The organism is Pedobacter anseongensis (assembly GCF_037482965.1).
Taxonomy (GTDB): domain Bacteria; phylum Bacteroidota; class Bacteroidia; order Sphingobacteriales; family Sphingobacteriaceae; genus Pedobacter; species Pedobacter anseongensis.
Window position 1 is genome coordinate 149377 of sequence record NZ_JBBHKB010000001.1, and the last position, 26604, is coordinate 175980.

The 26604-nt window shown below is 37.9% G+C and carries 22 protein-coding genes; 8 read left to right on the top strand and 14 right to left on the bottom strand.

The genetic code is table 11. The features are described 5' to 3' along the window. Window positions 1-105 precede the first annotated feature (105 nt). Window positions 106-1083, bottom strand: coding sequence for a ribonucleoside-diphosphate reductase small subunit (locus WG904_RS00680; RefSeq protein WP_339577375.1), 978 nt, complete (start codon window positions 1081-1083; stop codon window positions 106-108). A 357-nt stretch (window positions 1084-1440) separates the two neighbouring features. Further along, window positions 1441-1821 carry a septal ring lytic transglycosylase RlpA family protein gene (locus WG904_RS00685; protein WP_339577376.1) on the bottom strand — a complete coding sequence of 127 codons (381 nt, stop codon included), beginning with the start codon at window positions 1819-1821 and terminating at the stop codon, window positions 1441-1443. Between the two features lie 145 nt (window positions 1822-1966). Here WG904_RS00685 and WG904_RS00690 point away from each other — a divergent pair, with 145 nt between their 5' ends. Then, window positions 1967-3280, top strand: coding sequence for a hypothetical protein (locus WG904_RS00690; protein WP_339577377.1), 1314 nt, complete (start codon window positions 1967-1969; stop codon window positions 3278-3280). Between the two features lie 62 nt (window positions 3281-3342). Here WG904_RS00690 and WG904_RS00695 read toward each other — a convergent pair whose 3' ends face one another. From WG904_RS00695 to dctA, 3 genes are all read right to left on the bottom strand, one after another. Then, window positions 3343-3828: a methionine-R-sulfoxide reductase gene (locus WG904_RS00695; RefSeq protein ID WP_339577378.1), complete on the bottom strand. Its 486-nt coding sequence runs from the start codon at window positions 3826-3828 to the stop codon at window positions 3343-3345. A gap of 460 nt (window positions 3829-4288) precedes the next feature. Continuing rightward, window positions 4289-5161 (bottom strand): succinate--CoA ligase subunit alpha, encoded by an 873-nt coding sequence (gene sucD / locus WG904_RS00700; protein ID WP_339577379.1) that lies wholly within the window; start codon window positions 5159-5161, stop codon window positions 4289-4291. A gap of 155 nt (window positions 5162-5316) precedes the next feature. Next, window positions 5317-6591 carry a C4-dicarboxylate transporter DctA gene (gene dctA / locus WG904_RS00705; RefSeq protein ID WP_339577380.1) on the bottom strand — a complete coding sequence of 425 codons (1275 nt, stop codon included), beginning with the start codon at window positions 6589-6591 and terminating at the stop codon, window positions 5317-5319. A 174-nt stretch (window positions 6592-6765) separates the two neighbouring features. On the opposite strand from dctA, the gene WG904_RS00710 reads away from it, so the two are divergent. Beyond that, the gene (locus tag WG904_RS00710; protein ID WP_339577381.1) at window positions 6766-7215 is read left to right on the top strand and encodes a hypothetical protein; all 450 of its coding nucleotides are present in this window, start codon (window positions 6766-6768) and stop codon (window positions 7213-7215) included. Here WG904_RS00710 and WG904_RS00715 read toward each other — a convergent pair whose 3' ends face one another. After that, window positions 7216-9006 carry an ABC transporter ATP-binding protein gene (locus WG904_RS00715; protein ID WP_339577382.1) on the bottom strand — a complete coding sequence of 597 codons (1791 nt, stop codon included), beginning with the start codon at window positions 9004-9006 and terminating at the stop codon, window positions 7216-7218. Between the two features lie 18 nt (window positions 9007-9024). After that, window positions 9025-9810, bottom strand: coding sequence for a tRNA pseudouridine(38-40) synthase TruA (gene truA, locus WG904_RS00720; RefSeq protein ID WP_339577383.1), 786 nt, complete (start codon window positions 9808-9810; stop codon window positions 9025-9027). 61 nt (window positions 9811-9871) lie between these two features. On the opposite strand from truA, the gene WG904_RS00725 reads away from it, so the two are divergent. The 3 genes from WG904_RS00725 (at window position 9872) to WG904_RS00735 (ending at window position 13464) form a co-directional block, all read left to right on the top strand. Next, window positions 9872-10333 carry a DUF4293 domain-containing protein gene (locus WG904_RS00725; protein WP_339577384.1) on the top strand — a complete coding sequence of 154 codons (462 nt, stop codon included), beginning with the start codon at window positions 9872-9874 and terminating at the stop codon, window positions 10331-10333. A 75-nt stretch (window positions 10334-10408) separates the two neighbouring features. Next, the gene (locus WG904_RS00730) at window positions 10409-11107 is read left to right on the top strand and encodes a hypothetical protein (RefSeq protein ID WP_339577385.1); all 699 of its coding nucleotides are present in this window, start codon (window positions 10409-10411) and stop codon (window positions 11105-11107) included. 428 nt (window positions 11108-11535) lie between these two features. Next, on the top strand, window positions 11536-13464 hold the full coding sequence (locus tag WG904_RS00735) for a DEAD/DEAH box helicase (protein ID WP_339577386.1): 1929 nt from the start codon (window positions 11536-11538) through the stop codon (window positions 13462-13464). Window positions 13465-13702: 238 nt separating this feature from the next. On the opposite strand, the gene WG904_RS00740 is transcribed toward WG904_RS00735, so the two are convergent. The 3 genes from WG904_RS00740 to WG904_RS00750 all read right to left on the bottom strand — a co-directional run bounded on the left by WG904_RS00740 (window position 13703) and on the right by WG904_RS00750 (window position 17590). Then, entirely contained in the window at window positions 13703-14701 is a 999-nt protein-coding gene (locus WG904_RS00740) for an NAD(P)H-dependent glycerol-3-phosphate dehydrogenase (protein ID WP_339577387.1), read from the bottom strand. A gap of 114 nt (window positions 14702-14815) precedes the next feature. Then, window positions 14816-16165: an efflux RND transporter periplasmic adaptor subunit gene (locus WG904_RS00745; RefSeq protein WP_339577388.1), complete on the bottom strand. Its 1350-nt coding sequence runs from the start codon at window positions 16163-16165 to the stop codon at window positions 14816-14818. 63 nt (window positions 16166-16228) lie between these two features. Continuing rightward, window positions 16229-17590 (bottom strand): TolC family protein, encoded by a 1362-nt coding sequence (locus WG904_RS00750; RefSeq protein ID WP_339577389.1) that lies wholly within the window; start codon window positions 17588-17590, stop codon window positions 16229-16231. An 82-nt stretch (window positions 17591-17672) separates the two neighbouring features. On the opposite strand from WG904_RS00750, the gene WG904_RS00755 reads away from it, so the two are divergent. Beyond that, entirely contained in the window at window positions 17673-18329 is a 657-nt protein-coding gene (locus WG904_RS00755; protein WP_339577390.1) for a polysaccharide deacetylase family protein, read from the top strand. 160 nt (window positions 18330-18489) lie between these two features. Here the strand turns inward: WG904_RS00755 and WG904_RS00760 are convergent, their stop codons facing one another. Continuing rightward, window positions 18490-20703 carry a glycoside hydrolase family 95 protein gene (locus WG904_RS00760; protein WP_339577391.1) on the bottom strand — a complete coding sequence of 738 codons (2214 nt, stop codon included), beginning with the start codon at window positions 20701-20703 and terminating at the stop codon, window positions 18490-18492. 164 nt (window positions 20704-20867) lie between these two features. Here WG904_RS00760 and WG904_RS00765 point away from each other — a divergent pair, with 164 nt between their 5' ends. Beyond that, window positions 20868-23150, top strand: a complete 2283-nt coding sequence (locus WG904_RS00765; protein WP_339577392.1) for an aconitate hydratase — start codon at window positions 20868-20870, stop codon at window positions 23148-23150. Between the two features lie 121 nt (window positions 23151-23271). Then, window positions 23272-24453, top strand: a complete 1182-nt coding sequence (locus WG904_RS00770) for an aspartyl protease family protein (RefSeq protein ID WP_339577393.1) — start codon at window positions 23272-23274, stop codon at window positions 24451-24453. A 64-nt stretch (window positions 24454-24517) separates the two neighbouring features. Here WG904_RS00770 and WG904_RS00775 read toward each other — a convergent pair whose 3' ends face one another. The 3 genes from WG904_RS00775 to WG904_RS00785 form a co-directional block, all read right to left on the bottom strand. Continuing rightward, window positions 24518-24742 carry a putative signal transducing protein gene (locus tag WG904_RS00775; RefSeq protein ID WP_339577394.1) on the bottom strand — a complete coding sequence of 75 codons (225 nt, stop codon included), beginning with the start codon at window positions 24740-24742 and terminating at the stop codon, window positions 24518-24520. A gap of 9 nt (window positions 24743-24751) precedes the next feature. Continuing rightward, window positions 24752-25141: a hypothetical protein gene (locus tag WG904_RS00780; RefSeq protein WP_339577395.1), complete on the bottom strand. Its 390-nt coding sequence runs from the start codon at window positions 25139-25141 to the stop codon at window positions 24752-24754. Between the two features lie 62 nt (window positions 25142-25203). After that, window positions 25204-26541, bottom strand: coding sequence for a GH1 family beta-glucosidase (locus WG904_RS00785; RefSeq protein WP_339577396.1), 1338 nt, complete (start codon window positions 26539-26541; stop codon window positions 25204-25206). Window positions 26542-26604: the final 63 nt, after the last annotated feature.

Genomic DNA, 26604 nt, shown 5'->3' on the forward strand with positions numbered 1-26604 from the left:
CGGCACCAGGTTTTAAAATATATTTATTAGTATCAATTAGTTAGTATCGAGTAATTAAGACTGGAGCCCTAACCTTCCATCTTTATTTCTACTAACTACCTTTTTTTAAAAATCGTCGTCTAACGAAAATGCTGCCGCTTTATCTTCAGTAGAAGTTAGCACTCCGCTTTTTTGGTAATCTCCAACTCTCTTCTCGAAGAAATTGGTTTTACCTTGCAATGAAATCATTTCCATAAAATCGAATGGATTGGTCGAATTGTAAATTTTTGCGTAACCCAATTCCAGTAACCATCTATCCGCCACAAATTCTATATATTGACTCATTAATTTAGCGTTCATGCCTATTAAGGCTACAGGTAATGCATCGGTTATAAATTCTTTTTCAATCTCTACCGCATCTTTAATGATACCGTGCACTTGTTCTTGACTTAATTTATTACTTAGCATACTATATAATAAACAAGCAAATTCGCAATGCGAACCCTCGTCTCGCGAGATTAACTCGTTGCTAAAGGTTAAGCCGGGCATTAAGCCACGTTTCTTCAGCCAAAAAATGGAGCAGAAACTTCCGCTAAAGAAAATTCCCTCTACTGCCGCAAAAGCAACCAAGCGTTCTGCAAATGTTCCATTTTCTATCCACCTTAAGGCCCACTCTGCTTTTCTTTTTACTGCAGGTACGGTATCAATGGCGTGGAATAATCTATCTTTCTCATCCGGATCCTTAATATACGTATCGATCAACAACGCATAGGTTTCGGCATGGATATTCTCCATCATAATTTGGAAACCATAAAAGCAACGTGCTTCAGGCAATTGAACTTCGCTCATAAAGTTCACCGCTAGGTTTTCGTTCACAATACCATCACTAGCAGAGAAAAAAGCAAGGATATGAGAAATGAAATGTCTTTCGCCGTCATTTAAATTATCCCAATGCTTTTGATCATCAGATAAGTCAATTTCTTCTGCTGTCCAAAAACTTGCTTCAGTTTTTTTATACATTTCCCAAATAGCGGGATACTTAATAGGCAAAAGCACAAAACGGTCCTTATTTTCCTTTAGCAATAATTCTTCTTCCTGCGGCATATCATTTAATTTAACTTTTAAAACTCTATCAAAATCAATCCGCCAACAAAAACTATTCAGCTTGGTATAGTTTAAAAACGTTCAAATTTCAATCGTTTTTAATCAACTAAATGTTAAGTACTTAAATAATATTATGAGTGGATTCTTTTAAAGAACTTTGTTTAACAAATATAGAAGTTGAGGGATTTTTTGCCTTACAAAGTTGTTAACATCTTAACGAAACAGGGCTTAGTTTTCATCAAAATACGGTCAGAAACGATATAGAAAAAAGCTAATTATTTCTTTTTAAGCACTTACAGAATCAAAACGAGTGTTAATAATTTTAAAAAATAGGGTGTAACATTAACTACTTTAATGCTATTTTAATACATACGAAATTTCTACTTTAGCATAGCCTAGCCTATAGATACCCAGTGCTTTAGCTGCACTTTCTGATAAATCAAGTTCAAATTTTTTACTGAATGGCCCGCGGTCGTTAACCCTTACTTCAACAACTTTACCATTATGTAGATTTCGAACCTGTATTATTGTTCCAAAAGGTAGTTTTCGATGCGCAGCGGTTAATTTGGCCGCCCTATAGCGTTCGCCGCTTGTTGTTTTTCTGCCTTCAAACTTTTTGGCGTAGTAAGTGGTAAAAATTGTTTTAACCACCGTGTCGGGATCTTTAACCGGCATCACCTGAGCTTGCACTCCAAAAGCCAAAAAGCACAAGAACAGTAAAAGTTTAATCCTCAACATCATTTAGTATTTAGCGCCTTAAAGCGGAGGGCAAATATACAAAACTATATTTAATCATCTTCCGCACACCCTTTGGTGGGTATATTGTCCTGTACTATTTGAATAAATTATTTATTTTTTTGATATTGCAATAAATTAAAGCTTCATGAAATTACATAATTACTTACTTGCTCTGGCAATGTTACTATCGACCATTGCGCATGCTCAAAAAATAAAAATTAGTGTTCTTCCCGCCGATGCCACCATCTATGAGGTAAAAACAGGTGGTTTAGAAGAACTAATCGGAACAGGCTCGGCCGAGATTAAAATCAACAAAGACTTTCCAACTCAAGTAATTTTTAAAAAACCTGGGTTTAAACCCTTCACTAAAACCTATCAAAGAATAAAGGGTGTAGACGTTAAAAAAGAAGATCTTGTTGAATTAAAAGAACGCATGGTTACCATAACTGCAGAGCCCTATGATGCAAAGATTTTTGTAAATGGAGTAGAAATCGGAACCCGAAAAATATATGTATATATAGCCGATAACAGCTCAACAACGGTTGAAGTAAAAAAACCGGGATATTACAAAAAGAGCAAGACGTATTACAATCAACCTGGCAGAGATTTATCTCCAGTTGATGATATTATTGTTTTAGAAGACAAGGCCGTTAAGGTAAAGCTGTTTCCTAACGATGCACAAATTTTTGTTGATGGTAAAAAACTACCAGACAATTCAGATGAAATCATCGTCCCAAGCAAAACCAATGTAGCAGTAGAATATAGAAAAGAAGGCTATGTTCCGGTAGAACGCACCTATTATAACAAAGAAGGAATGCCTCAAACTCCTTTATTCGAAACCATTAGCTTAAAAGATAGGGTAGTAAGAGTAAATACCACGCCAACCGATGCCACCATTAAAGTAGATGGTAAACCGGTTGCTACTGGAGAATATAGCATTAAAGTAGTAGAGGGCGCCTGTGTTGAAGTAATTATAGAACGAGCAGGCTATGTGTCCATTCTTAAAAACTTCTGTAACCAAAGCAATATGCAAGTTCCACCGGTAAACGAACATATTGCCTTAAAAACAGACGAAGCTTACACCTCATCTATACAAAGCGATCAAGCCAACGTAAACTTTACCATAGCAGTAGGCGAAACCAGAACTCCAGAAGATGCATGGAAAATTATCAATGGCATTGTAACCAATTATTTCGACGTAATTGAAATGGCTGATAAAGAAACCTCTTACATACGTACCGCTTGGTCGATGAAAAATTTTCCGAATAACACGATCCGTACACGTGTAATTGTTAAACCTGGGAATACAGGCACCTTGCAATATGTGGTAAAAATACAAAGCGAATCTTCTGGCGAGGCAAATACAGGGGCAAAAGACGATGAAAAGTTTAAAGAGTGGGAGCGATTACTCAATACCTACAAAGATGTAATCAGCGAAATGCAAGCTAGGCTCAAATAAAAAAAGCCGCTTTGATAAAAAAATCAAGGCGGCTTTTTTAAGCACTAGGCTAAAGTGTTATATTACTTCTTTTTCTCAGGCACAAAAATCATCGAAACCGAATTTACACAATGGCGAGTATTGGTTTTCGTAAACCCTTCACCTGTAAAAACGTGACCCAAATGTGCTGCGCAATTCGCACACACAATCTCAACACGCTGTCCATCTGCATCAGGAATACGTTTCACCGCCCCTTTAATCTCATCATCAAAAGCTGGCCAGCCACAATGTGCATCGAACTTCGAATCTGATTTATAAAGTGGCGCATTACATCTTTTGCAGATATAGGTGCCCTTTTCATAAAACTTATCGTATTTTCCAGTACCAGGATACTCTGTTCCTTTTCGTACAATAATATCTTCTTCTTCTTTTGTTAATTTATTCCACTCCATGTTTTTTGTTGTTTTAGAAGGTGTAGCTTTTTTTTCTTCCTTTTGGGCGCAAGCAGTTAATGATGTAATTAATAACACGCTTATTACCATTATCGTTTTATGTATTGTCGTTTTCATCTTTTTATAAATTTGTTTTATTGAAGTTCATTTTGTTTTCAATGGTTTCAATGAGCTCGCAAGCTCGGTTTAATTGTTAGATGGAGCCTGTGATGATTAAAATGATCATTACTAGGTGTGTTTAATAATTATTTTAATCATGTCGGGTTCATTGTATGTTGTTTTATATCATAATATACGCTTTGTCGCGCAAATTGGATTTTGCTTACAGCTATTTACAAATATAATTGATTTTCTTAACAGAGCGTGCACAGCGAGATTTCACAGAGACACAGAGAAAACCTTTTCATTTCTTTGCGCGTTTCGCGGTTGATAAAAAACCAAAGGCCTGAAACACCGAAAGACTAGGCGAAAAACCTCATCTAACTCTGTGTAAAACTCCTTTTCTCTACGTTAAAAAAAGCTCAAAACAAAAACGCCTCATGTTTCCATGAAGCGTTCTTAACTTATATTAAATCTCTTACTTTTTTAACAACGCCGCCATTGCAGCACCAATTTCAGCCGGGCTTTCTACTACCGTAATTCCGCATTCAGCCATAATTTTCATTTTTGCTGCAGCAGTATCATCAGCCCCGCCAACAATTGCCCCTGCATGCCCCATTCTACGTCCCGGAGGCGCAGTTTGACCAGCGATGAACCCAACAACAGGTTTGGTGCCATTTGCTTTGACCCAAAGGGCTGCTTCGGCTTCCATTCCACCGCCAATCTCACCAATCATAATGATACCTTCAGTTTCTGGATCGTTCATTAATAACTCAACTGCTTGTTTTGTAGTAGTACCAATAATTGGATCACCACCGATACCAATAGCTGTAGTAATACCTAAACCTGCTTTTACCACCTGATCTACTGCTTCGTAGGTTAGTGTACCCGATTTAGAAACTACGCCCACAGTGCCTCTTTTAAAGATAAAACCTGGCATAATACCGATTTTAGCTTCATCGGCCGTAATGATACCCGGACAATTCGGACCAATTAAACGGCAATCTTTATCAGCGATATATGATTTAACAGCAATCATATCCTTTGTAGGAATGCCTTCTGTAATACATACAATTACTTTAATCCCTGCCTCAGCAGCTTCCATAATTGCATCGGCAGCAAATGCTGGTGGCACAAAAATAATAGACACGTTAGCTCCAGCTTTATCCACTGCATCCTTAACTGTATTAAACACAGGTTTATCAAGGTGTGTTTGACCGCCTTTACCAGGAGTTACCCCACCAACAACGTTTGTACCGTAAGCTATCATTTGCTCAGCATGGTATGTACCTTCGTTTCCGGTAAAACCCTGAACAATTACTTTTGAATCTTTATTTACTAAAACACTCATTCTATCTATTTTTTGTGCAAACTTAAGCTAAATGCAAGGGATTGTCAAATGCTAAAGACAGATTTGTGAAAAAAGTGCAGAGTCTGCAGTACTCAGTCCAAACTCTAATTCTCGAACAAAAATTAGAGTCTGGACTAGCGACTTAAAACACAAGACTAAAAATGATCCTCCTCTGCCCTCTCAATCGCCGCTGGCTTAATGGCTCGTAAATATTTCTGCTGGTCAAATTCGTTTTCGCTTTTGGCAATTACAATGGTAGCAATTCCATTTCCAATCATATTTGTTATCGCTCTCGCCTCGCTCATAAAACGATCTACGCCCAATAATATCGCAATGTGCTCTACAGGCATAATTTTTAACGCAGTAAGTGTACTGGCCAATACTATAAACCCGCTCCCGGTAACACCTGCTGCTCCCTTCGAGGTAACCATCAGCACCGCCATAACCGAAATTTGCTCACCAACACTTAAATCAATATTAAAAACCTGGGTTAAAAAGATAACTGCCATCGCTAAATAAATAGCCGTACCATCTAGGTTAAATGAATAACCCGTTGGGATTACTAAACCTACAACCGACTTATCGCAGCCAATATCTTCCATTTTTTTCATCATACTTGGCAACACCGATTCAGACGATGAGGTACCCAATACAATTAATATTTCTTGGCGGATGTATTTTAAATATTGCCAAAGACTGAATTTATAATAGCGGCAAATAGCATTTAACACCACAAAAATAAAAAGAAAACAGGTTAAGTATACGGAGCCCATTAATTTTGCCATAGGCAACAATGTACCCAGACCATATTTTCCAACACTAAACGCCATTCCACCAAATGCTCCAATAGGAGCCACACGCATCACCACTTTCATGATGTTGAAAAGCACTTTTGAAATTTTATCAAATGTACCGATTAAGGAGTGCCCCTTCTCTCCCATCTTACTTAATCCATATCCGAAGAGAATAGCAAAAAATAAAATTTGCAGAATATCGCCCTTTGTGAATGCTTCAAAAATGTTTTTTGGAATAATGTGCGCAACAAACTCTAACCAATTAATTTCTCCAGCTTGTGCAGTATACGTTTCTATTTTAGCCACATCTCCAGCTGGAACATTTACATTAATTCCAGGTTTAAGCAAATTAGCCACAAGCATGCCAATGATAATGGCTAATGTGGTAACAATCTCAAAATAGAGTAAAGCTTTGCCCCCGACTCTTCCCACTTTTTTCATGTCGCCCATATGGGCAATCCCTAATACAATGGTAAAAAAGATGATTGGCGCAATTAGCATACTAATCATGTTGATAAAACTCTTGCTAATTAACTCTGCGTAAGATGCAAAGCCTGGATAGAACACACCCACCAAAACACCTAAGGCAATGGCTACTAAAACTTGAAAGGTTAAATTAGATAAAATGGTCTTCATAATTTGAAGATATAAAATTTTATGCTTTAACTGGCGTTTTTAAGAAATAGCATTGTTATTGGATAAAATACTATCGTTAACTTTTAGTTAATGGCCCATACTCTGGAAATTTATGAATCCAAGCTATGGACTATTAGCTATTGACTATCAGCCATTATTCTTATCTTTGACCTTATGAAGAAAATACCTAGGTTAATTTTTCTTTTTGCCTTAGCATCCATTATATTCAATGCCTGCAAAGAAGAAGAAATAAATAATCAGCAATTTGTACAGAATTATATTGTAGGCAAATGGCCATTTAAAGCCATGATTTATATAAACCGTAAAAACGGAACAATCACAAAAAATGACACGGTAATTTATGGTTTAGATAGCCCAAATGTAGTTTTAAAGCTAGATACCGTTCAGTTTACTGCAGAAGGCAAGTATATTCAGAAAAACGTAGATACGCTTAATTATACCATCGATGCCACAGGCGATAACATCACATACAGCAGAGATTCAATCGGTACCTGGAACATAAAATTCTTACGTTTAAAAAGCATTATTTTAACGCAGGAGAAAACCGAAAAAATAGGGTTAGATACCTATAGCTATTATAAAGAACAGCAGTTAATTAAATAATCAATTTTTGGCTATCCCTACCGACGAGAATTGCAAATCGTATAAACGCTTATAATAGCCATTCATCTTAAGCAGTTGCTGATGCGTGCCCTTTTCTTTAATTTCTCCCTTATCTAACACCAGAATTAGATCTGCCTTTTGAATAGTCGACAAACGGTGGGCAATAACGATTGATGTTCTGCCCTGCATCAATTGCTCAATTGCTTTTTGGATGAGTATTTCGGTTTCTGTATCAACGGATGAAGTAGCTTCATCAAGTACTAAAATAGTTGGATTATACACCAAAGCCCTAATGAAAGAAATAAGCTGCGCCTGTCCCGATGAAAGAGTAGACCCACGTTCCATAACATTATAATGATAACCTCCAGGTAAGCGCTCTATAAACTCATGGGCTCCAACTTTTTTCGCTGCATCAACCACCTCGTCTAATGCTATAGCTGGATTATTAAGTGTTATATTGTTGAAAATAGTATCTGAAAAAAGAAAAACATCCTGTAAAACCGTAGCAATCCTACTTCGTAAATAACTCAATTCATAGGTTTTAATACCAACCCCATCTATTTGTATCGTTCCTTTTTGAGTTTCATAAAACCGATTTAATATATTTATGGTTGATGATTTACCAGCCCCTGTAGCGCCTACCAAAGCAACCGTTTGCCCAGCTTTTACTTCAAACGAAATATCCTTAAGCACATATTGCTCCTCTGTAACTTCTCCATCTTGATTATAACTAAACCATACCTGATCAAAGCGAATGGCTCCCTGCAATTTTAAGGGTGCAAAAGTCCCCGTATTTTCCGTAGTTTCTTGCGTGTCCAATACTTTAAACACGCGTTCGGCACCTACCATACCCATCTGTAAGGTATTAAATTTATCCGCCAGTTCACGAATAGGCCTAAACAACATATTAATAAACAAGATAAATGAAGTAATGGTTCCGGGCTGTACATCTAATGGTTTTGCCAATATACTTTTCGAACCATACCAAATCAATAAGCCCAAAGAAAGCGCTGAAATAAGCTCAACAACAGGAAAAAAGATCGAGTAATACCAGTTCGAACGTATGTTGGCATCCCGGTAACGAGAATTAATTTTCTTAAACTTTGCATATTCTTGCTCTTCCCTTGCAAAATATTGAATAATCGAAATGCCACTAATGTGTTCTTGCAAATAGGTATTTAAATTGGCAACTTCGGTCCTTATTTCCTGAAAAGCAACTTTTATAGATTTTTGAAAAATACGTGTAGCAATCACCAAAAAAGGAATGGGCAATAAAACAATTAGCGTTAACTCCCAATCGATATAAAACATTACACAAGTAATTACAATAACTTGTAGTAAATCGCCAATCATAGCAATTAACCCTTCAGAAAATATATCAGCAATAGTTTCCAAATCCGATACCGTACGGGTGATGAGTTGACCGATCGGCGTTTGATCGAAATATTTTAACCTTAATCTGCTGATATGATTAAAAACATTAATCCGCAAATCGCGAATGGCCGATTGACCTATCGTATTGGTTAACAAGGTCTGGCTGTATTGAATAATAGATTGAATCACCAATAACACCACCATTAAAATCGTCATTTCTACCAATCCAAAGTAATTTCCTTCTAGGATAAAATGATCCAATGTATAACCAATTAGCCAAGGCCGAACCGGAGTAATGGCTGCAAGCGATAAAGTTAGTACAACAGACCATATAAACGTAGTGCGATAAGGCTTTACATACTCAAAAACTCGTTTAAGAAGGCCTACATTAAAGGTATCTCCTGTTATTTTAGACATTTATTTAATTTGTTTTTATTATACCTCGAAGGTTTTAAAATCCTGCGAAGTCTTAACATACAGATATTCCACTTTCACTAAATACAACCCACAAGCAGGTACCGATTGCCCAGCATTGCTTCGGTTTTTACTTTCTATAATAGTTGCTAAGTCGTTGACTGTAATTTCGCCTTTTCCAACCAAAACTACGGTACCCACAATTGCCCTCACCATATTACGCAGAAACCGATCTGCAGAAATGTTAAAAATCAGTGAGCCCTCTTTTTGCACATCAAAATAAGCACTCGTAATTTTGCAGTTGTTTGTAAATGTTTGGGTGTTTGACTTGCTAAAACACGAAAAATCAGTAAAATTTAACAAAATAGCCGCTGCTTTATTCATTTCCACCACATCTAATTCGCCTTTATACAACCATGATCGATCGAGTTTAAAAGGGTCTTTTTCGAAATGAATATGATATTGATAGGCTCGTAAAGTAGCATCAAAGCGAGCATGGGCATCATCTGCAACTGCAAAAATCCTTTTCACCGCAATAGCATAGGGAAGTAAGGAATTAATTCCAGTTACTGCTTTTACCATTGCATCAGTAGCAAGATCTAGTAAATCAAAATGCGCAAAAAATTGAGTCGCATGAACACCTGCATCTGTTCGTCCACATCCCAACGTTACCACATCTTGCCTAAAATAAACCGATAATGCCTTATTTAAACATTCCTGCACAGTTAATGCGTTTGGCTGTGTTTGCCAACCATGAAAATTTGTTCCATTATAACTGATTTCAATAAAGTATCTTTTGCTGCTCACGAACTACAAAAATACTTACAACTACATAATCTTTTACTATTTTTGTTCATATTTAAATATCATGATCCAAAGAATACAATCGATATGGCTATTCCTAGCCGCTTTAAGCATTAGCTGCTTATTATTCCTTCCAATTGTTACCACTACAGATTTAATAGGGATGAAATTTTATATCATTGCTGGTGGTTTATATCAACAACTTGGAGAGGTAACCAAAAAAGTCGACAGTTTTTTACCCCTCCTCATCAGTGTTACGGCCGTTGCCATTATGTGTTTCTTTAATATTTTTAACTTCAAGAAGAGAAAATTGCAGAAGCAACTCGCCTATGTGAGCATTGCTTTAATTATTGGGCTTTCTTTTTGGTGCAGCGTTTATGCTAAAAAAATCCCGGGCGGACTAGAAACTGCAAATTACGATACCGGTATGTTTTTACCGCCTCTAGCCATTGCATTTTGTCTATTAGCAATTAGAGGAATTAATCGCGATGAAGCATTACTGAGAAGTGCAGATCGGTTGAGATAGCTAATGACTTCCTAATGATACCAGAACAATTGCATATTGCGCAAAAGAAATTTCTGATTCTTGGTTGACTAGATAGTGACCGTTAAACCTCATCCACTTTGTTTGTTAGCTGTAGAAGAATTACAAGAATACCTTCGTACGCAACAACAATGGGTGCATAATTTCGGCCTAGATGACCGTCAAGAAGGAAACATAATCGGCAAAATGTTTGGCGTTTTAGTAGTCGAAACTCCTCAAAAAAAAATCGAATATTTATGGGCATTTTCTGGAAAATTAGCCGACCGAAATCTATTTATCCGATTTGTTCCTCCAGTTTTTGATACCTTATGCCAAAATAGTTTTCTAAGCGCAGGAATGAAAAGGCTTAGTGAAATGGGCCTAAAAATCGAGAACTTAAAAGAACAACAGTTTGATGGTTATGAAAAGCAGGTGCAATCTCTCCAGAAAGAACGACGAAAATTTTCGGTCGCTTTACAACATCGACTCTTCGAAAGTTATCATTTCCTTAATCAAGAAGGAGATGAAAAAAGTTTAATTCAACTTTTTAAGGAGGCAGGCTATAAAAACCCGCCAGCGGGAGCCGGGGAATGCGCTGCGCCAAAGCTCTTGCAATACGCATTTCAACATCAGCTAAGACCACTTGCTTTAACCGAATTTTGGTGGGGGAAATCGCCAAAATCGGCAACGTGGAAACATGGGCACTTTTATGCACCCTGTAAAGAAAAATGCGAGCCTATTTTAAGTCATATGCTTAAAGGGATCAATGGAATCTAACTAGTAGATAATCATCCGTTTACTCATCGTGCTCTCCCTTTTCTATTATGCATATACTCAGAAAGATGCAGTAAAAACACACCTATTACTTGGAAATTCAGTGCAAGAGCAAAAAGCTAATGCAGACCTACTTTTGAAAAAAAATTGGAAGCCCTTGCTTCTTTCTCTGCGCCAATTTTCTTAAAAATAACCAATATTGCATTTTTTATAGCTTCTATTATGGCTATCGATGTGGCGAAGATGAATTGATCCTTTATAAACAAGATGATAATAGGTCTCAAAAAAAGCAAAGACGCATTACAGCTGGATAAATTAACCCATTAATTCTCAATAATTTGCTAACCTTTCAGAATAAAAACTATTTACCTGATTCCCTGTGAAATACCGAAAATTATCCGTACCTTTGCGGCTTAATTAAAAATGTTATAATGATAAACCCATTTAGTAAATTGGGGATAAGTGATGACGTTGTTAGTGCCGTAAAAGAGCTAGGTTTTGAAAACCCTACGCCTATTCAGGAGCAATCTATTCCTGTACTGTTAGAAGGCAATAACGATTTCGTTGGTTTGGCCCAAACAGGAACAGGAAAAACAGCCGCATTTGGTTTGCCGCTGTTAGAATTAATAGACTTTAAAGTAAATAAGCCGCAAGCACTAATTCTGTGCCCAACGCGCGAACTTTGTCTACAGATTACAAACGACATCAAGAATTTCTCAAAAAACACGCCTAATGCACATGTGGTTGCCGTTTACGGTGGCGCAAACATTATGCAACAACTACGCGAAATACGCAATGGCGTACAAATTGTAGTGGCCACGCCCGGCCGTATGTTAGACATTATTGGTCGCAAAGCCATTGATTTCTCTAGCGTTAAATATGTAGTCTTAGATGAGGCTGATGAAATGTTAAACATGGGCTTCCAAGAAGACATTAACGACATTTTATCGACTACACCAGACGATAAAAAAACCTGGTTATTCTCTGCAACGATGCCTCCTGAAGTTCGCCGCATCGCTAGAAACTACATGGAAAACCCTGTAGAATTAACCATGGGCACAAAAAATACAGGTAACGTAAACATCGAACACGAATACTATATTGTTCGTGCACGCGATAAATATGCTGCCTTAAAACGGATTGTCGATTATAATCCTGAAATCTTTGCCGTAGTATTCTGTAAAACCAAAATGGATACCCAGGATGTTGCCGAGCATTTGATTAAAGATGGTTACAATGCAGATTCATTACATGGCGATTTATCACAACAACAACGTGATAAAGTTATGCAACGTTTTCGCGATCGTAACATGCAGTTGCTAATTGCTACTGATGTTGCAGCGCGTGGTATTGATGTAAATAACGTAACGCACGTTATCAACTATTCACTACCTGATGAAATCGAAAGTTATACCCACCGTAGTGGTCGTACTGGCCGTGCTGGTAAAACGGGTGTCTCAATCTGTATCATTAATGCTAAAGAAACTGGTAAAATTCGTCAGATCGAAAGAATTATCGGCAAACAATTTACTAAAGCAGAATTACCTACTGGTTTCGATGTTTGCGAGAAACAATTGTTCGCTTTAGTTCATAAAGTTCACAACGTAGAAGTAAATACTGAGCAAATTGATCAATATATCCCTCGGATTATGGATGAATTTGCCGAACTAAGCAAGGAAGAAGTAATTAAACGCTTTGCATCACTAGAATTCAATCGTTTCTTAGATTATTATTCGAATGCACCTGATTTAAATGCGAGTGCCGACGATCGTGGTGATAGAGGTGGCGAACGTGGCGATAGGGGCGAACGTGGCGCAAGAAGCTTTAACAACAGCGATTATACTCGTCTATTCATTAATGTTGGTTCTGTTGACGAATTTACTAGAGGTGATTTATTAGGTTTTGTTTGTAATAATGGTAAAATTAGTGGTAAAGCGGTTGGTAAAATCGATTTAAAAGGAGTTTATTCTTTTATTGAAGTTGAAAACGATACCGTTGAATCATTATTTACCAACTTCAAAGACGTTAAATTTAATGGTCGCGAAGTGCGCATCGAAAAAAGCGGTGATGCCCCAGTTGGTAGCCGTGGTGGCGATGGCGAGAGAAGAAGTGGAGGTGGAGGCAGAAGCGGTGGTAGCAGAAGCGGTGGTGGTGAGCGAAGAGGCGGTGGCTTTGGCGGCGGAAGAAGCAGTGGCGGAGATAGAAGGAGCTCAGGCGGTGGAAGCGGAAGACGCGAAGGCGGAAATTCCGGAGGTGGTTTTAGAGATTTTTCAGGCCGTAGCCGTGACGATAAAGGTGGAAATGCCGGTGGAAGTGGAAGACGTGAAGGTGGCGGCGGCGAAAGAAGACGCAGATCTTAACAGCACGTTGAGATTAAAGAATTTTAAGGCCTTTTTCTCCTAAAAATTCAAAAAGCCGATTAGAAGATCTAGTCGGCTTTCTTATTTTAAAAACTTGTCTTTTCGTATAGTCAACTGAATCTTGATCAATTAAGAAACGTAATTTAAAGAGTCTTTATATGACCACAAAAAGCAGCTCCCCTTAGCTCTCGCTAGTTCTATGAGCAACTATGTTTAAAAATGTGAATATTTTCCATAGCTAGTTCAACTTATCCGTTAATATTCTCATTTCTCTGACTGGAGAGGCATTCTCATATAAAATATGATAAACCGCCTCGCTAATTGGCATTTCTATCTTGTATTTCTGATTAATATGATGCATGCAACTCGCGGCATAAAAACCCTCCGCAATCATATTCATTTCAAGTTGCGCCGACTTTACCGTATAGCCCTTGCCTATCATATTCCCAAACGTACGGTTCCGACTAAATTGAGAATAAGCAGTAACCATTAAATCGCCCAAATACGCCGATTCGTTAATATCTCGATCGATAGGATGAACCGCATCCACAAAATTCTTTATTTCTCGAATGGCGTTAGAAATGAGAACCGCTTGAAAATTATCTCCATAACCCACCCCGTGACAAATTCCGCTAGCTACAGCATAAATATTCTTTAAAACCGCAGCATACTCTGTTCCAAAAATATCGTCAGATATGTTGGTCTTTATATATCGAGTAGCTAAAAGATTAGCAAAATAAGCCGCTGATGTCACGTCGGTACCTGCAATAGTTAAATAAGATAGTTTTTCTAAGGCGACTTCCTCAGCATGACAAGGACCGCTTATTACCAAAATATCTTCTAAGGCAACGTCGTATTTCTGATTTAAAAATTCACCAATAATTAAATTTTCATCAGGCACAATTCCTTTAATTGCCGATACTATTCTTTTACCGCTTAAATCAGCCGCACTTATCCCTTTTAAGGTTTCAGTTAAAAAAGCTGCGGGCACATTTAAAACTACATAATCTGCCTGTTTTATGATCCACCTAATATCGGATGAAATATGGTCTTCAGATAACTTAATCTCTACAGAACTTAAATAATTGGGATTGTGCTTAAATGTCTTAATGTGTGAAATGGCCTCTTCATTCCGCATCCACCAATAAATTTCCTTTTGCGAAACATTATCAGACAGCATCTTGATAATTGCTGTTGCCCAACTTCCGCCCCCTATCATTGCAACCTTAGCCACCATAGTTTATATTATTAAAAACGATCTAAAAAGCAAAAGGCTTAAGTAAAATGCCCAATGAACATTTCACTTAAACCTTACGTACAAAAATACTTAAATATTATGATTTGAAGCCAACTACTTTTTAGTATCCGAGCTAAAAAGCTTATCCTTCGTGGTTTTTTCCACTTTCATACCATCTTTTAATTTATTTTGGATGGCAGAGTACGGACCGCTAACAACTTCTTGTCCTGCTTTTATACCTGTTTTAACAATAATAAACTGATCGTCTTGGATACCTGTAGTTACCTCAACTTTTTTAACTGTTGATGATTTACTATCAAATAAATAAACATATTGTTTGATTTTCTTATCGTTTAGTTTACTTTTTTGCTTATTCATGTTTTCGTCGTTTCCTGCTGACGGCCCTTTATCATCTTTACCTTTATCACCTGCATCACCTGTAAATACCGACTGTATTGGTACCGATAAACCTGTTAACGACTCACTTTCGATATCAACAGTAGCCGATAACCCTGGTTTAAATGTCGAAGTTCCTTTATCAGCATTATTTTCAGCTATTAAACGAACTTTAACTGAGAAATTCGTTACTTGATCAACTGAAGAAGTTGCTGCGCCAACGCTGGTTGATGAACTCGCAATTTCAGTAACGATGCCTTTAAATTTCTTGTCTGCAAATGCATCCACCTCGATATTCGCACTATCGCCAACATTAACACGATTAATATCGTTTTCGTTAACTTCCACATTTACTTCCATGGTTGTTAAATTAGAAATACGCATAATTTCGGTACCGGCCATTTGCGAAGTACCTAAAATACGGTCGCCCAATTCAATCGACAACTTCGAAACTACCCCGTCTACTGGAGCATAAATAGTTGTTTTAGCTAAGTTTGCACCTGCTTCCTTTACGTTAGCACCAGATTGCTCCAATCCGAATTTTGCGCCGGTTACGTTCTCTTTTGCACTTGCTAAATTTGATTTAGCTGTTAAATAAGCCGCTTTAGCCGCATCAAATTCAGATGCAGAAATTACTTTTTTATTAAATAATGCCACATTTCGTTTATAAGTTGCATCTGCATTTACAAAATTAGCTTGAGATTGAATTAACTGCTGCTCTGAGGCTGCAACGCTAGATTTTTGCGCATTATAAGAAGCTACCGCACGCTCATAGCCCGATTGCAAAACATCTGGCCTAACCTTACAAAGCAATTGACCCCTTTTAACCACATCACCCTCTTTTACCAAAAGTTCGGTAACCTCTCCAGAAACCTCAGAACTTAATTTCACTTCTGTTTCGGGCTGTATTTTACCACTAGCAGTTACGGTTTCAATTACCTTTTTTTCGCCAGCTTTATCAATAGTAACCTTTTCAGGTTTATCACCACCGATTAAACCGGCAAATTTTGCACCAAAGCCGATAATGATTAATACCCCAATGCCAATTAATATGTGTTTAAGTTTCATTTGTTTTCTTTTTATCTTGTTTTAATGTTGTATTGTTAAATGTTGTAATATAATCGCCTCGTCTTAAAAAGTAATCTGTTTTCCCAAATAATAATCAATAACTTTCGCTCTGAATAATAAATCGTATTTCGCTTGTATCATATCAATTTCTGCTTTGTTTCTATTCGTTTGCGCCGTACTATATTCTAATGAATTTACCAAACCTACTTTATATCGCTCTTCAATTACATAATACGCATCTTTTTGAGCTAAAAATGCATTGGTGGTCGACTGGTAACGCGCTTCTGCTGCCTTTAAATCGGCAACGGACTGATAAATAATCTTACTTAAATTGTTCTTGGCTAATTGCTCTTGTGTTTCTGTCTGCATCAAATTAATCTTAGCACGATTTACGCCACCTCTAGCTTGTAACCCGTTAAAAATAGGAATTTGCAAGCTAAGCGAAACACCCTTTCCTAAGTTATTTTGAAATTGATCGCTCAATGTTTGATTTGGCACCAAAGAATTGTAGCTATAAAAATAGCTCGTACCATAACTTCCATTTAATGATAATCGAGGATACAAACTTCCTTTTGCTACCTCAACGCCAATTTTTGATGCAGCAGTATTTAAGGCTGCCAATTTAATATCAGGATAAGTGCTTAATGCATCACTATAAATTTGCTCAGGATTAACCGCTGTATTTGGATTAGTAAAACTATTTACCGTAGGCAATTGTACATCGTAAACTGTTGATGAGGGAATATCCATCAATTGCGCTAAGGTTAAATAAGAAATTGATAAGGCATTCTCAGCATTCGTTACATTTAACTCGGCGGTAGCTACCTGCGATTTAGCCTGAGATAAATCGGCAAGGGTTTTATTTCCTTCGTCGAGCAATTGTTGCTGTTGATTGGTTAATTGTTTAGCAACGGTTAATTGATCTTGCGCTGCCTTTAAAAAATCTTTGTTGTATAAAATCTGTAAATACGAAGTTACTACTTGTAAGATAAGATCATTTTTAACCTTCTCCGTATTGGTTTTATTCGCATCTAATAAAATTCTGTTTTGTTTAATCTGATTAATCTTAGCAAAACCACCAAAAACATCGATACCCGTACTTAAGTTCGCACTTAAACTGTAACGTTGCGTATTTTCGAATAAACCCGAAGCACTTTGATTTCTTCCCCAGTTCATATTTTGACTAACGCCAGAATTTAAGGAAGGATATAAATCGTACTTAGATAACTTTAAATTCTCTTCCGATAAACTTTCGCTTAGCTTAGATTGCTTAACTTGTAAGTTATTGGTTAAGGTTTTATCGATAGCTTGTTGTATGGTAATTACTTCCTGCGCCGAGCTTAGTATACTAAAGCCTGTTAGAAAAACGGTAGAGAAAATAAACGTTAGCTTTTTTAAAAAGCTGGTATTGGTAACTTGTCTCATAAAAATTTGTTTCGCAATATTAAATAAACAATCAATTGAATTTTTAAATTTCGTAAGTGCAACCTAAATATTACTTTTGGGTATGTACCTCGTTAAATCTCCACTTTTACTAAAATGGCTCTATTCCGCTTTAACATGGAACAAATCCCGCTCAGAAAAGATTGTTTATTTAACCTTTGACGATGGACCTATACCCAATGTTACAGAATTTGTTTTAAATACTTTAAAAACCTTTAATATAAAGGCTACTTTTTTTTGCATTGGCGATAACATCATCAAACATCCCGAAGTCTTCGAGCGACTTAAAAATGAAGGTCACGCTATTGGCAACCACACATTTAACCATCTTAACGGCTGGAAAACCGACGACGAAACCTACCTCAACAATATATTAAAATGCCAAGAACTTACTCAGTCTAATCTTTTTCGCCCGCCTTTTGGGAGGATCAAAAAGAGTCAGGTTCACAGTCTGCAGTCAAAATTTTTCGATCTTCAGCCTAACTCACAACTGGCAACTCACAACTCACAACTCCATATCATCATGTGGGATGTGCTCAGCGGCGACTTCGACACCAACCTTTCTCCCAAAAAATGTTATCACAATGTAATTAAACATACCGAAAATGGCTCCATCATTGTTTTTCACGATAGTTTAAAGGCATTTGAAAGATTGAAGTTTACACTTCCCAAAGCCATTGAATTCCTGATTAATGAAGGATACCAATTTGGCATACTCTAATTTATCGCCTATTATACTAACATAGTGCCAAGTTAGATTTATTAATCAACATACTAATTATCAAATTTTTAGACGAAAATTTATACCAGAAACTGTTCGTTATTGTACAAAAGTGTTCGAAAATGGCCAGTACTCTTGTAGGTGCCAGTCGATTGCATTTTCACGGTTTTTTTTGAACGGTAGTTACCTCTTCCTTTAACTCCCCATTAACACGAACTTTTACTTTCTCAACTTGCTTACCATAAATCTGATAACTGAGAACTTTACCATTTTTCCATGTGCAGTTAACAGCATATCCTCCCCTTGCTTTCAGGCCTTTAAATGACCCTTGTTTAGCCCAAGTTTCTGGTATAGAAGGCAATAATTGGATTTCGCCAGCATGGCTTTGCAAGAGCATTTCGGCTATTGCCGCACTAATTCCAAAATTTCCATCCAATTGAAAAGGAGGATGATTGGCAAATAAGTTGGGCAAGGTATTATAGGTAAGTAGCCCTCTAATCATCATTCCTGCTTTTTGGCCGTCGCCCAATCGTGCCCATAAAGCAGCTCTCCATGGCCAAGTCCAAGAACGACGGCTATCGCCAATAGTCGATTCGACCGTAAAAGGTTTGTCTATATTTTTACCATAATTACCACTCCGGCTTCTTAAGGTTACGATTGCTGCATTTGCCAAGGCTGGTGTAGTGCTTATGCTAATTTCACGACCTGGAAAAACAGCAAAAAGCTGCGAAGTATGCCGATGCTGATCGTTAGGGTCGTCGCGATCTTCTTGCCACTCTTGCAGTTGCCCCCACTTGCCAATTTTATTTGGCGCAAGTTTTTGCTGCATTGAGGCTATTTTTCTTTGATAAGCCGTATCTATACCAAGTTCTTTGGCGGCTATGAGGTAATTTTGAAATAAATCCCATACCAACTGCTGGTCGTGCATTACACCATCTTCTCGGGGGCCATGCTCGGGCGACCAGCCATTGGGCACCATTAATGTGCCTTCTTTACTTAGCTTTAAGCGATCTTCCCAAAACTGGCAAATTTCTTTCAAAATAGGATACGCGGTATCTTTTAAATACGATTTATCTCTCGTAAAATCCCAATGTTCAAATACATGTTGGGTGTACCAAGCACTAGAGGGAATATTCCATTCCCATCCGTTACCTCCAAAAATGCTTTGGCTTGTTCTGGCGGTCCACCCTCGCGTATGCTCGCCAAAGGCCTTCCGTGTAGCTATGCGGCAAGGCTCTTGCGCTGCCACAATAAAATCGATTAAGGGTAGATGACATTCAGACAAATTAGTAGTCTCAGCTGCCCAATAATTCATCTGAATATTGATGTTATTGTGATAATCGCTTGCCCATGCAGGTGTATTGCTATTGTTCCATAAACCTTGCAGATTTGCAGGTAAACCGCCTGGTCGCGAAGAGCTTACCAAAAGATAACGACCGTATTGGAAAAGCAATTCTTCAAGATCCGGATCTTTAGCACCTTGTGCATATTGCTTTAATCTGGCATCGATGGGAAGGATTAGCTGCGATGGCTCTGTTTTTCCAACGTCGATCGTAGCAGCCTGTGTGAGTTTGGTAATATCTTGTAGGTGACGACTTTTTAAGTTAACATAACCTAATTTTTTTGCAGCTTTTAACTCCTTATCCATCCTTGGCATTGGATCTTCTCCTCTCCAGCGCGAAGCATAATCGGCCTTGTAATTGGTGCGTGCATCTAGATATAATGTAATGGAGTTGCAGTTTTTAAAGTGGATAACATTACCTTCAACCCTTACCAAACCGCCCTCTTTAACGAATACCAGTTTTGCCGCATATTTTAATTGATTGGGCATTTCTCCACTAAAACTCAATCCATCTGTACTTGCAGTACTTAACGCGCCTTGTGCCGACCGCATCGAAAGCTTGCCCGATAAAACTGCCTTCTTAGTAGCCTTATACTTAAAAACGATAACTTGATCTGGATAACTGGCAAATGCTTCACGCGTAAACGTTGCACCATTTACTTCGAAAGTAGTAGTATGAATGCCGGTTCGAACATCCAATTCTCTATGGTATATTTTTGCCCCTTCTAGCCCATCAAAATCGAAGATAAACTCCCCGAAATTACGGTAAGAACCGAATCCACGATCGCCAGTCTCATATGCACCGTCCCAATTGTTATCGCCCGACCAAAGACTTTGCTCGTTAAATTGAATACGTTCTGTTTTAATGCCCCCATAGAACATTGCGCCCATTCGTCCGTTACCAATAGGCAACGCTTCCGATTCCCATTTTTCAGCAGGTTGCTGATACCAAAGTTTATCGGTAGGCAAGGATTGTGCTTTTACAGCAATGATACTTAAGGAGAGTAGAAAGGTAATTAGTCGGTTCATCATAAACAAAAGTATAATTTTTCATAGGTATTTAACATTTAGTCTATTCGTACCTTCTTTAGAATCTCTCTAAATAAGATAATGAGATACAGATGATAGCGTTACGCCTTATTTTTTTGTAAATTCGCTACTTAATTGAAGAATAGATTAACTAATTCAGAATATAGATGGCATTTGACATAGAAATGATCAAAAAAGTGTATGCTAATTTTAGCAGTCGTGTAGAAGCGGCTCGCAAAATTGTGGGCAGACCTTTAACCCTTTCAGAGAAAATATTATACACCCACCTTTGGGATGGGAATGCAAAAACAGCTTTCGTTCGCGGAACAGATTATGTAGATTTCGCACCCGATAGAGTAGCTATGCAAGATGCAACGGCTCAAATGGCATTATTGCAATTTATGCAAGCCGGCCGCCCGCAAGTTGCCGTACCCTCTACTGTGCATTGCGATCACTTAATCACTGCTAAATTCGGTGCGGATATCGATTTACCTCATGCCAATACAGAAAGTAAAGAAGTATTCGATTTCTTAGCTTCGGTTTCTAACAAATATGGAATAGGATTTTGGAAACCTGGCGCGGGTATTATTCACCAAGTAGTGTTAGAAAACTATGCTTTCCCTGGTGGGATGATGATTGGTACCGATAGTCATACGGTAAATGCCGGCGGTTTAGGGATGGTTGCTATTGGGGTTGGCGGTGCCGATGCTTGCGATGTAATGGCAGGTTTACCTTGGGAGCTAAAATTCCCGAAATTAATTGGGGTAAAATTAACTGGAAAGTTAAATGGCTGGGCCTCTGCAAAAGATGTAATTTTAAAAGTGGCAGGTATTTTAACTGTAAAAGGTGGTACTGGTGCTATTGTTGAATATTTTGGCGATGGAGCCGAAAACTTAAGCTGTACTGGAAAAGGAACCATTTGTAACATGGGTGCCGAAATTGGCGCTACAACCTCTACCTTTGGGTACGACGCAAGCATGGAGCGCTATTTACGTGCTACTAATCGTGCTGATGTGGCAGATGCAGCGAACGAAATTGCCGAGCACTTAACAGGCGATGCCGAGGTATATGCAAATCCAGAACGTTATTTCGATCAGTTAATCGAAATTAACCTCAACGAATTAGAGCCGTATTTGAATGGCCCTTTTACACCAGATTTAGCAACGCCTATCTCTCAAATGAAAGCAGCGGCCGAAGCAAATGGCTGGCCACTAAAAGTAGAATGGGGGTTAATTGGGTCATGTACTAATTCTTCTTACGAAGATTTATCACGCGCAGCTTCAATTGCAAAACAAGCAATAGATAAAGGTTTAGGTATCAAAGCCGAATTCGGTATTAATCCAGGTTCTGAGCAAGTGCGTTATACTGCTAATCGCGATGGTTTATTAGGCACATTCGAAGATTTAAACGCTACCATCTTTACGAATGCCTGCGGCCCTTGTATCGGAATGTGGGACCGTACTGGCGCAGAAAAAGCGGAAAAAAACACCATCGTTCACTCGTTTAACAGAAATTTTGCGAAACGTGCCGATGGGAATCCGAATACTTTCGCCTTTGTAACTTCACCAGAAATTGTAGCTGCCATTGCGATTGCCGGAAATCTCGGATTTAATCCGTTAACAGATACCCTGACGAATGATAAAGGCGAGCAGGTTAAATTAGATCCACCTCTTGGTGATGAATTACCATTAAATGGTTATGCTGTTGAAGATGCTGGTTTTCAGGCGCCAGCCGAAGATGGTTCTGGTGTACAAGTAATCGTTTCTCCTACTTCTCACCGTTTACAATTATTAGATCCATTTAAAGCTTGGGAAGGCACCGACTTAAAAGGATTAAAACTTCTAATTAAAGCGAAAGGTAAATGCACAACCGATCATATTTCGATGGCTGGTCCGTGGTTAAAATTCCGTGGTCACCTCGATAACATCTCTAACAACATGTTAATTGGTGCGGTAAACTACTTTAACGATAAAACAGACGAGGTTAAAAACGCATTAACTGGCGAGTATGGCCCTGTTCCTGCTACACAGCGCGATTACAAAGCCGAAGGATTAGGTTCTGTAGTGGTGGGTGATGAAAACTATGGCGAAGGCTCATCTCGTGAACACGCAGCCATGGAGCCTCGTCACCTGGGTGTTCGTGCCGTGTTAGTTAAATCTTTTGCCCGCATTCACGAAACCAACCTTAAAAAGCAAGGGATGTTAGGCTTAACATTCGCCGATAAAGACGATTATAACAAAATTTTAGAAGACGATACTATCGATATACTTGGTTTAACCAGCTTTGCACCCAATGTACCTTTAGAAGTAGTTTTACATCATGCTGATGGCACCAAAGAAAGCATCGTAGTAAACCATAGCTACAATGCTCAACAAATAGAATGGTTCAAAGCCGGTGGTGCGTTAAATATTATAAGAAAAGAAGCGGCATTGAAGGCAGCAGGACTATAGATTTTTTCGTCATCTGATGAAGATAATAGGCTAAAACCCCATTGTGAGTAACATCACAATGGGGTTTTTTATTTTAAACGAATTTTTTAGTTGATCTGGAAAAAATTGCTTAGTTTTAACTATGCCTAGTTTCATTCAATCTTTAAAAATTTTCTCCTTTTTGCTATTCATTGCTCTTTCGACCATTAGCAAAGCTCAGATCGTTCTTCCATTTATCGAGAAAGGGGATTTAGTGGTGGTTAATTTGAGTATCAATAATTTGAAAGGTGAGTTTATATTCGACACCGGGGCATCTAATACCGTACTCGACTCGGCTGTTGCAACGAAGTTAGGCTTAAAAGCAGAGGGTACAAATCGCAATTCAAGTACGGGAGGCTCGGCGAATTTTAACTATATCAGTAATCAAAAAATAAGCCTTAACAAAGAAAATGAAATTATTTGTAAGAAAATAATTTTCACCAATCTTAACTCCTTACAAGAGTTGGTTGGTGCGGAGTTCGTTGGCATTATTGGCTACGATATCTTAAAGAATTATATCACTAAAATAGATTATGAGGCACAAACCATTTCACTCTACACTCAGTTAAACAAAACCGAAACAAGAACCTATACTTCTATATCTTTTAATTTTAACAACGGCATTCCAATTCCCCAATTCGATGTTTCCTTCACGTTAAATAATGGAGAGAAATTTACTGGACCAATATTATTTGATAGTGGTGCAGCAGCTACTTTGATGGTGAACACACCTTTTAAAGAAAAAAATCAAATCGCAAATAAAATTGGAAAAACCATTACTTATCAAGGCCAAGATTTGTTCAAGGAAAACAAGTTAGAACAAGGTGGTATAAAATCGATACAAATGGGAACTTATATGTTCGATAATTTACCGGTTACGCTAACGAGTACAAAAGCAGGCGTAAATTCATTCTCTTACTATTTGGGCATTTTGGGAAATAAGGTCATTAATCGTTTTAACGTAATCATAGATTACTCGACCAAAGTAATTTATTTTAAGCCAAATAAGAATTTCGGTTTACCTTTCGAATACATGCTGAGTGGAGTACGCTTTAAAAAAGTTAAAAATCAGATCCAGATTGCATATGTGGTTGTAGGTACTGAAGCCGAAAAACTTGGATTAAAAAAAGACGACCATATCGTATCGGTTGATGGCTATACTGGAAATGATATGGAAGTAATGAGAAAATTAATTCAACAGGAAGGAAAAACGATAAAAATAGCCGCTAAAGGCGTTGATGGAAAAGTGAAAGAAATAAGCTTATTGTTAAAAAAGCTTATTTAATATTTGCCTCTGTCGGATTATCGTAGGTGCTGCAAACACTATTTTTTTTCTACCTTAATACGTACTAAAGCTCGCTTTCTTCTGCCAATAATTTTGTAATTGCTTCTACCTCATTCTCAAAAACATGCAACTGGATTCCACTAATAGAGGCGTCGAACAGAGGCCTTAAACTTGCTGTTGTTTCTCCAGATAAAAAACAACCAAAACCCGCATCTTTTAAACGCGTTAGAATAATATTTGCTTCAATTGGATTTTCGAATGTTTTGTAAACGACAATTTTATCTTTCATAGGGCTAAGTTAGTAAACTAACTTTGGTTTACCATCAACACATTCAATACTTTTAGGTGGAACCATGAACATGCAATCTGACACCATGTCCCATTTCAGGTTAAAAGCCTTTTGTTTATCGGTATAATCTTTAACTTTTTTCAGAAATTCGGCTTCATCTATTTTCGTTGAATAAGCTACATAACCCGTTGGCCCGCCACAAGCTTTATCGCCAAGAGGGGTGAACTTCCAATCAGCTGCATTGGTACATTCAACTTTCGACGACCATTCATCAATATCCTTTTTCAGATTGGCCAATTCTTCTAAATCTTTTTGTTTTGAACTTGAAAAAACTCCTTTTTCGCATGCGGCTAAGCAAAGAAGTAGCAAAATGGGTAGGACTAAAAAAGGTTTCATCATCTTTGTTTATAGTAAAACGAAATTTAGTTTAAAAATGTGACATTCATTTTAGGTACTTGCAACTAGCTCTTCAAAAACCGCTGCCACCAATAGCCTGATTCTTTAATTGTTCTCTTCTGCGTCTTAAAATCATTATGAACTAGCCCAAATCTTGTTTCATATCCCTCGGCCCATTCGAAATTATCCATAAGGGTCCACGCCATGTAACCTGTAACAGCAATGCCTTCATTTTTAGCCCTGAGTAAAGCGGTTAGATACGCTTCAAAATAAGCAATTCGTTCTTGATCGTTAATTATCCCATCAACCAACCTATCGTGAAAAGCAGCTCCGTTTTCGGTTATCATGATATTCTTTACCCCCGGGTAGGCCGCAAATTGTTTAATACTTGTATAGAAACTATCGGCATTAATTTCCCAGCCCATAGCGGTATGTGGTTTTTTTCGGCTTTTTGCCTTTACTTCCCAAGCTTGGATAATGGGCACAAACGCATTAAACTTTATAACTAACGGAAAATAGTTTTGTAGACCGATAAAATCAAAATCGAAAGTCATGCGCTCTTTATGTCGCCAAGTAGAGTTGCCGATGTTAAACTTCTCGAGCACATCCCATTCGGCATCTGGAAATCCCATACCCAATGTAGGTTCAATAAATAATCTATTTATTAGGCAGTCTACTCGTTTTGCAGCGAGTGCATCAGCCAAACCCTCGGTGTACGGAATAATTTCTGAGCACGAAAAAGTAGTTCCTATGTTTGCGCCGTTAACTTCTGCTCTTATTACCCTACCTCCATCGGCCTGTGCAATGGCGGTATGTTGTACCGCAGCAAGGAAATTATGCAAGCCTGTTTCGCCAGGTGCATGAATGCCTAGCATATAGCCTAATGAGGTAAAGCCAAAAGGTTCATTAATGATGATCCAATTTTTAACTTTATCGCCATATGTTTTTGCACAAAGTAATACAAACTCATTAAAATAAGCATTGATGCTAAAGGAAGTCCACCCCCCCTCTCTAGAAAGTGCCTCAGGCAAATCCCAATGGTACAAGGTGATATAAGGTGTTAATCCTAACGATAAACACTCATCAATAACCTGATGATAAAATAGTATGCCATCTTGATTAACCTCTCCTGTACCCGTAGGTAAAACCCTAGACCAGGCTATCGAGAAACGAAATATTTTAAATCCTAACGTTTTTACTAAAGCAAGGTCTGCTCGGTATTGATGATAAAAATCGCATGCCATTTCAGGATGGTGACCCTTTTTTATTTTGCCCTTACGCTTAGAAAACGTATCCCAAATTGATTGGCCCCTTCCATCCGTATTTGCTGCACCTTCTATCTGAGCAGCTGCCGTCGCAATTCCCCACAAAAAATGATCCCCAAAATCAGTAGCTTTTATCATGAGATTTAATTAACTAAGGTGGTGATCTATTATTAACTTAGTGTTAAGTGATTGGTATCATAC

What these genes read in the sequence shown, in the direction of transcription:
- WG904_RS00680 (WP_339577375.1), bottom strand. Translation starts at nt 1,083, where the DNA reads ATGCCGCAGGAAGAAGAATTATTGCTAAAGGAAAATAAGGACCGTTTT.
- WG904_RS00685 (WP_339577376.1), bottom strand. Translation starts at nt 1,821, where the DNA reads ATGTTGAGGATTAAACTTTTACTGTTCTTGTGCTTTTTGGCTTTTGGA.
- WG904_RS00690 (WP_339577377.1), top strand. Translation starts at nt 1,967, where the DNA reads ATGAAATTACATAATTACTTACTTGCTCTGGCAATGTTACTATCGACC.
- WG904_RS00695 (WP_339577378.1), bottom strand. Translation starts at nt 3,828, where the DNA reads ATGAAAACGACAATACATAAAACGATAATGGTAATAAGCGTGTTATTA.
- sucD (WP_339577379.1), bottom strand. Translation starts at nt 5,161, where the DNA reads ATGAGTGTTTTAGTAAATAAAGATTCAAAAGTAATTGTTCAGGGTTTT.
- dctA (WP_339577380.1), bottom strand. Translation starts at nt 6,591, where the DNA reads ATGAAGACCATTTTATCTAATTTAACCTTTCAAGTTTTAGTAGCCATT.
- WG904_RS00710 (WP_339577381.1), top strand. Translation starts at nt 6,766, where the DNA reads ATGAAGAAAATACCTAGGTTAATTTTTCTTTTTGCCTTAGCATCCATT.
- WG904_RS00715 (WP_339577382.1), bottom strand. Translation starts at nt 9,006, where the DNA reads ATGTCTAAAATAACAGGAGATACCTTTAATGTAGGCCTTCTTAAACGA.
- WG904_RS00725 (WP_339577384.1), top strand. Translation starts at nt 9,872, where the DNA reads ATGATCCAAAGAATACAATCGATATGGCTATTCCTAGCCGCTTTAAGC.
- WG904_RS00735 (WP_339577386.1), top strand. Translation starts at nt 11,536, where the DNA reads ATGATAAACCCATTTAGTAAATTGGGGATAAGTGATGACGTTGTTAGT.
- WG904_RS00740 (WP_339577387.1), bottom strand. Translation starts at nt 14,701, where the DNA reads ATGGTGGCTAAGGTTGCAATGATAGGGGGCGGAAGTTGGGCAACAGCA.
- WG904_RS00745 (WP_339577388.1), bottom strand. Translation starts at nt 16,165, where the DNA reads ATGAAACTTAAACACATATTAATTGGCATTGGGGTATTAATCATTATC.
- WG904_RS00750 (WP_339577389.1), bottom strand. Translation starts at nt 17,590, where the DNA reads ATGAGACAAGTTACCAATACCAGCTTTTTAAAAAAGCTAACGTTTATT.
- WG904_RS00755 (WP_339577390.1), top strand. Translation starts at nt 17,673, where the DNA reads ATGTACCTCGTTAAATCTCCACTTTTACTAAAATGGCTCTATTCCGCT.
- WG904_RS00760 (WP_339577391.1), bottom strand. Translation starts at nt 20,703, where the DNA reads ATGATGAACCGACTAATTACCTTTCTACTCTCCTTAAGTATCATTGCT.
- WG904_RS00765 (WP_339577392.1), top strand. Translation starts at nt 20,868, where the DNA reads ATGGCATTTGACATAGAAATGATCAAAAAAGTGTATGCTAATTTTAGC.
- WG904_RS00770 (WP_339577393.1), top strand. Translation starts at nt 23,272, where the DNA reads ATGCCTAGTTTCATTCAATCTTTAAAAATTTTCTCCTTTTTGCTATTC.
- WG904_RS00775 (WP_339577394.1), bottom strand. Translation starts at nt 24,742, where the DNA reads ATGAAAGATAAAATTGTCGTTTACAAAACATTCGAAAATCCAATTGAA.
- WG904_RS00780 (WP_339577395.1), bottom strand. Translation starts at nt 25,141, where the DNA reads ATGATGAAACCTTTTTTAGTCCTACCCATTTTGCTACTTCTTTGCTTA.
- WG904_RS00785 (WP_339577396.1), bottom strand. Translation starts at nt 26,541, where the DNA reads ATGATAAAAGCTACTGATTTTGGGGATCATTTTTTGTGGGGAATTGCG.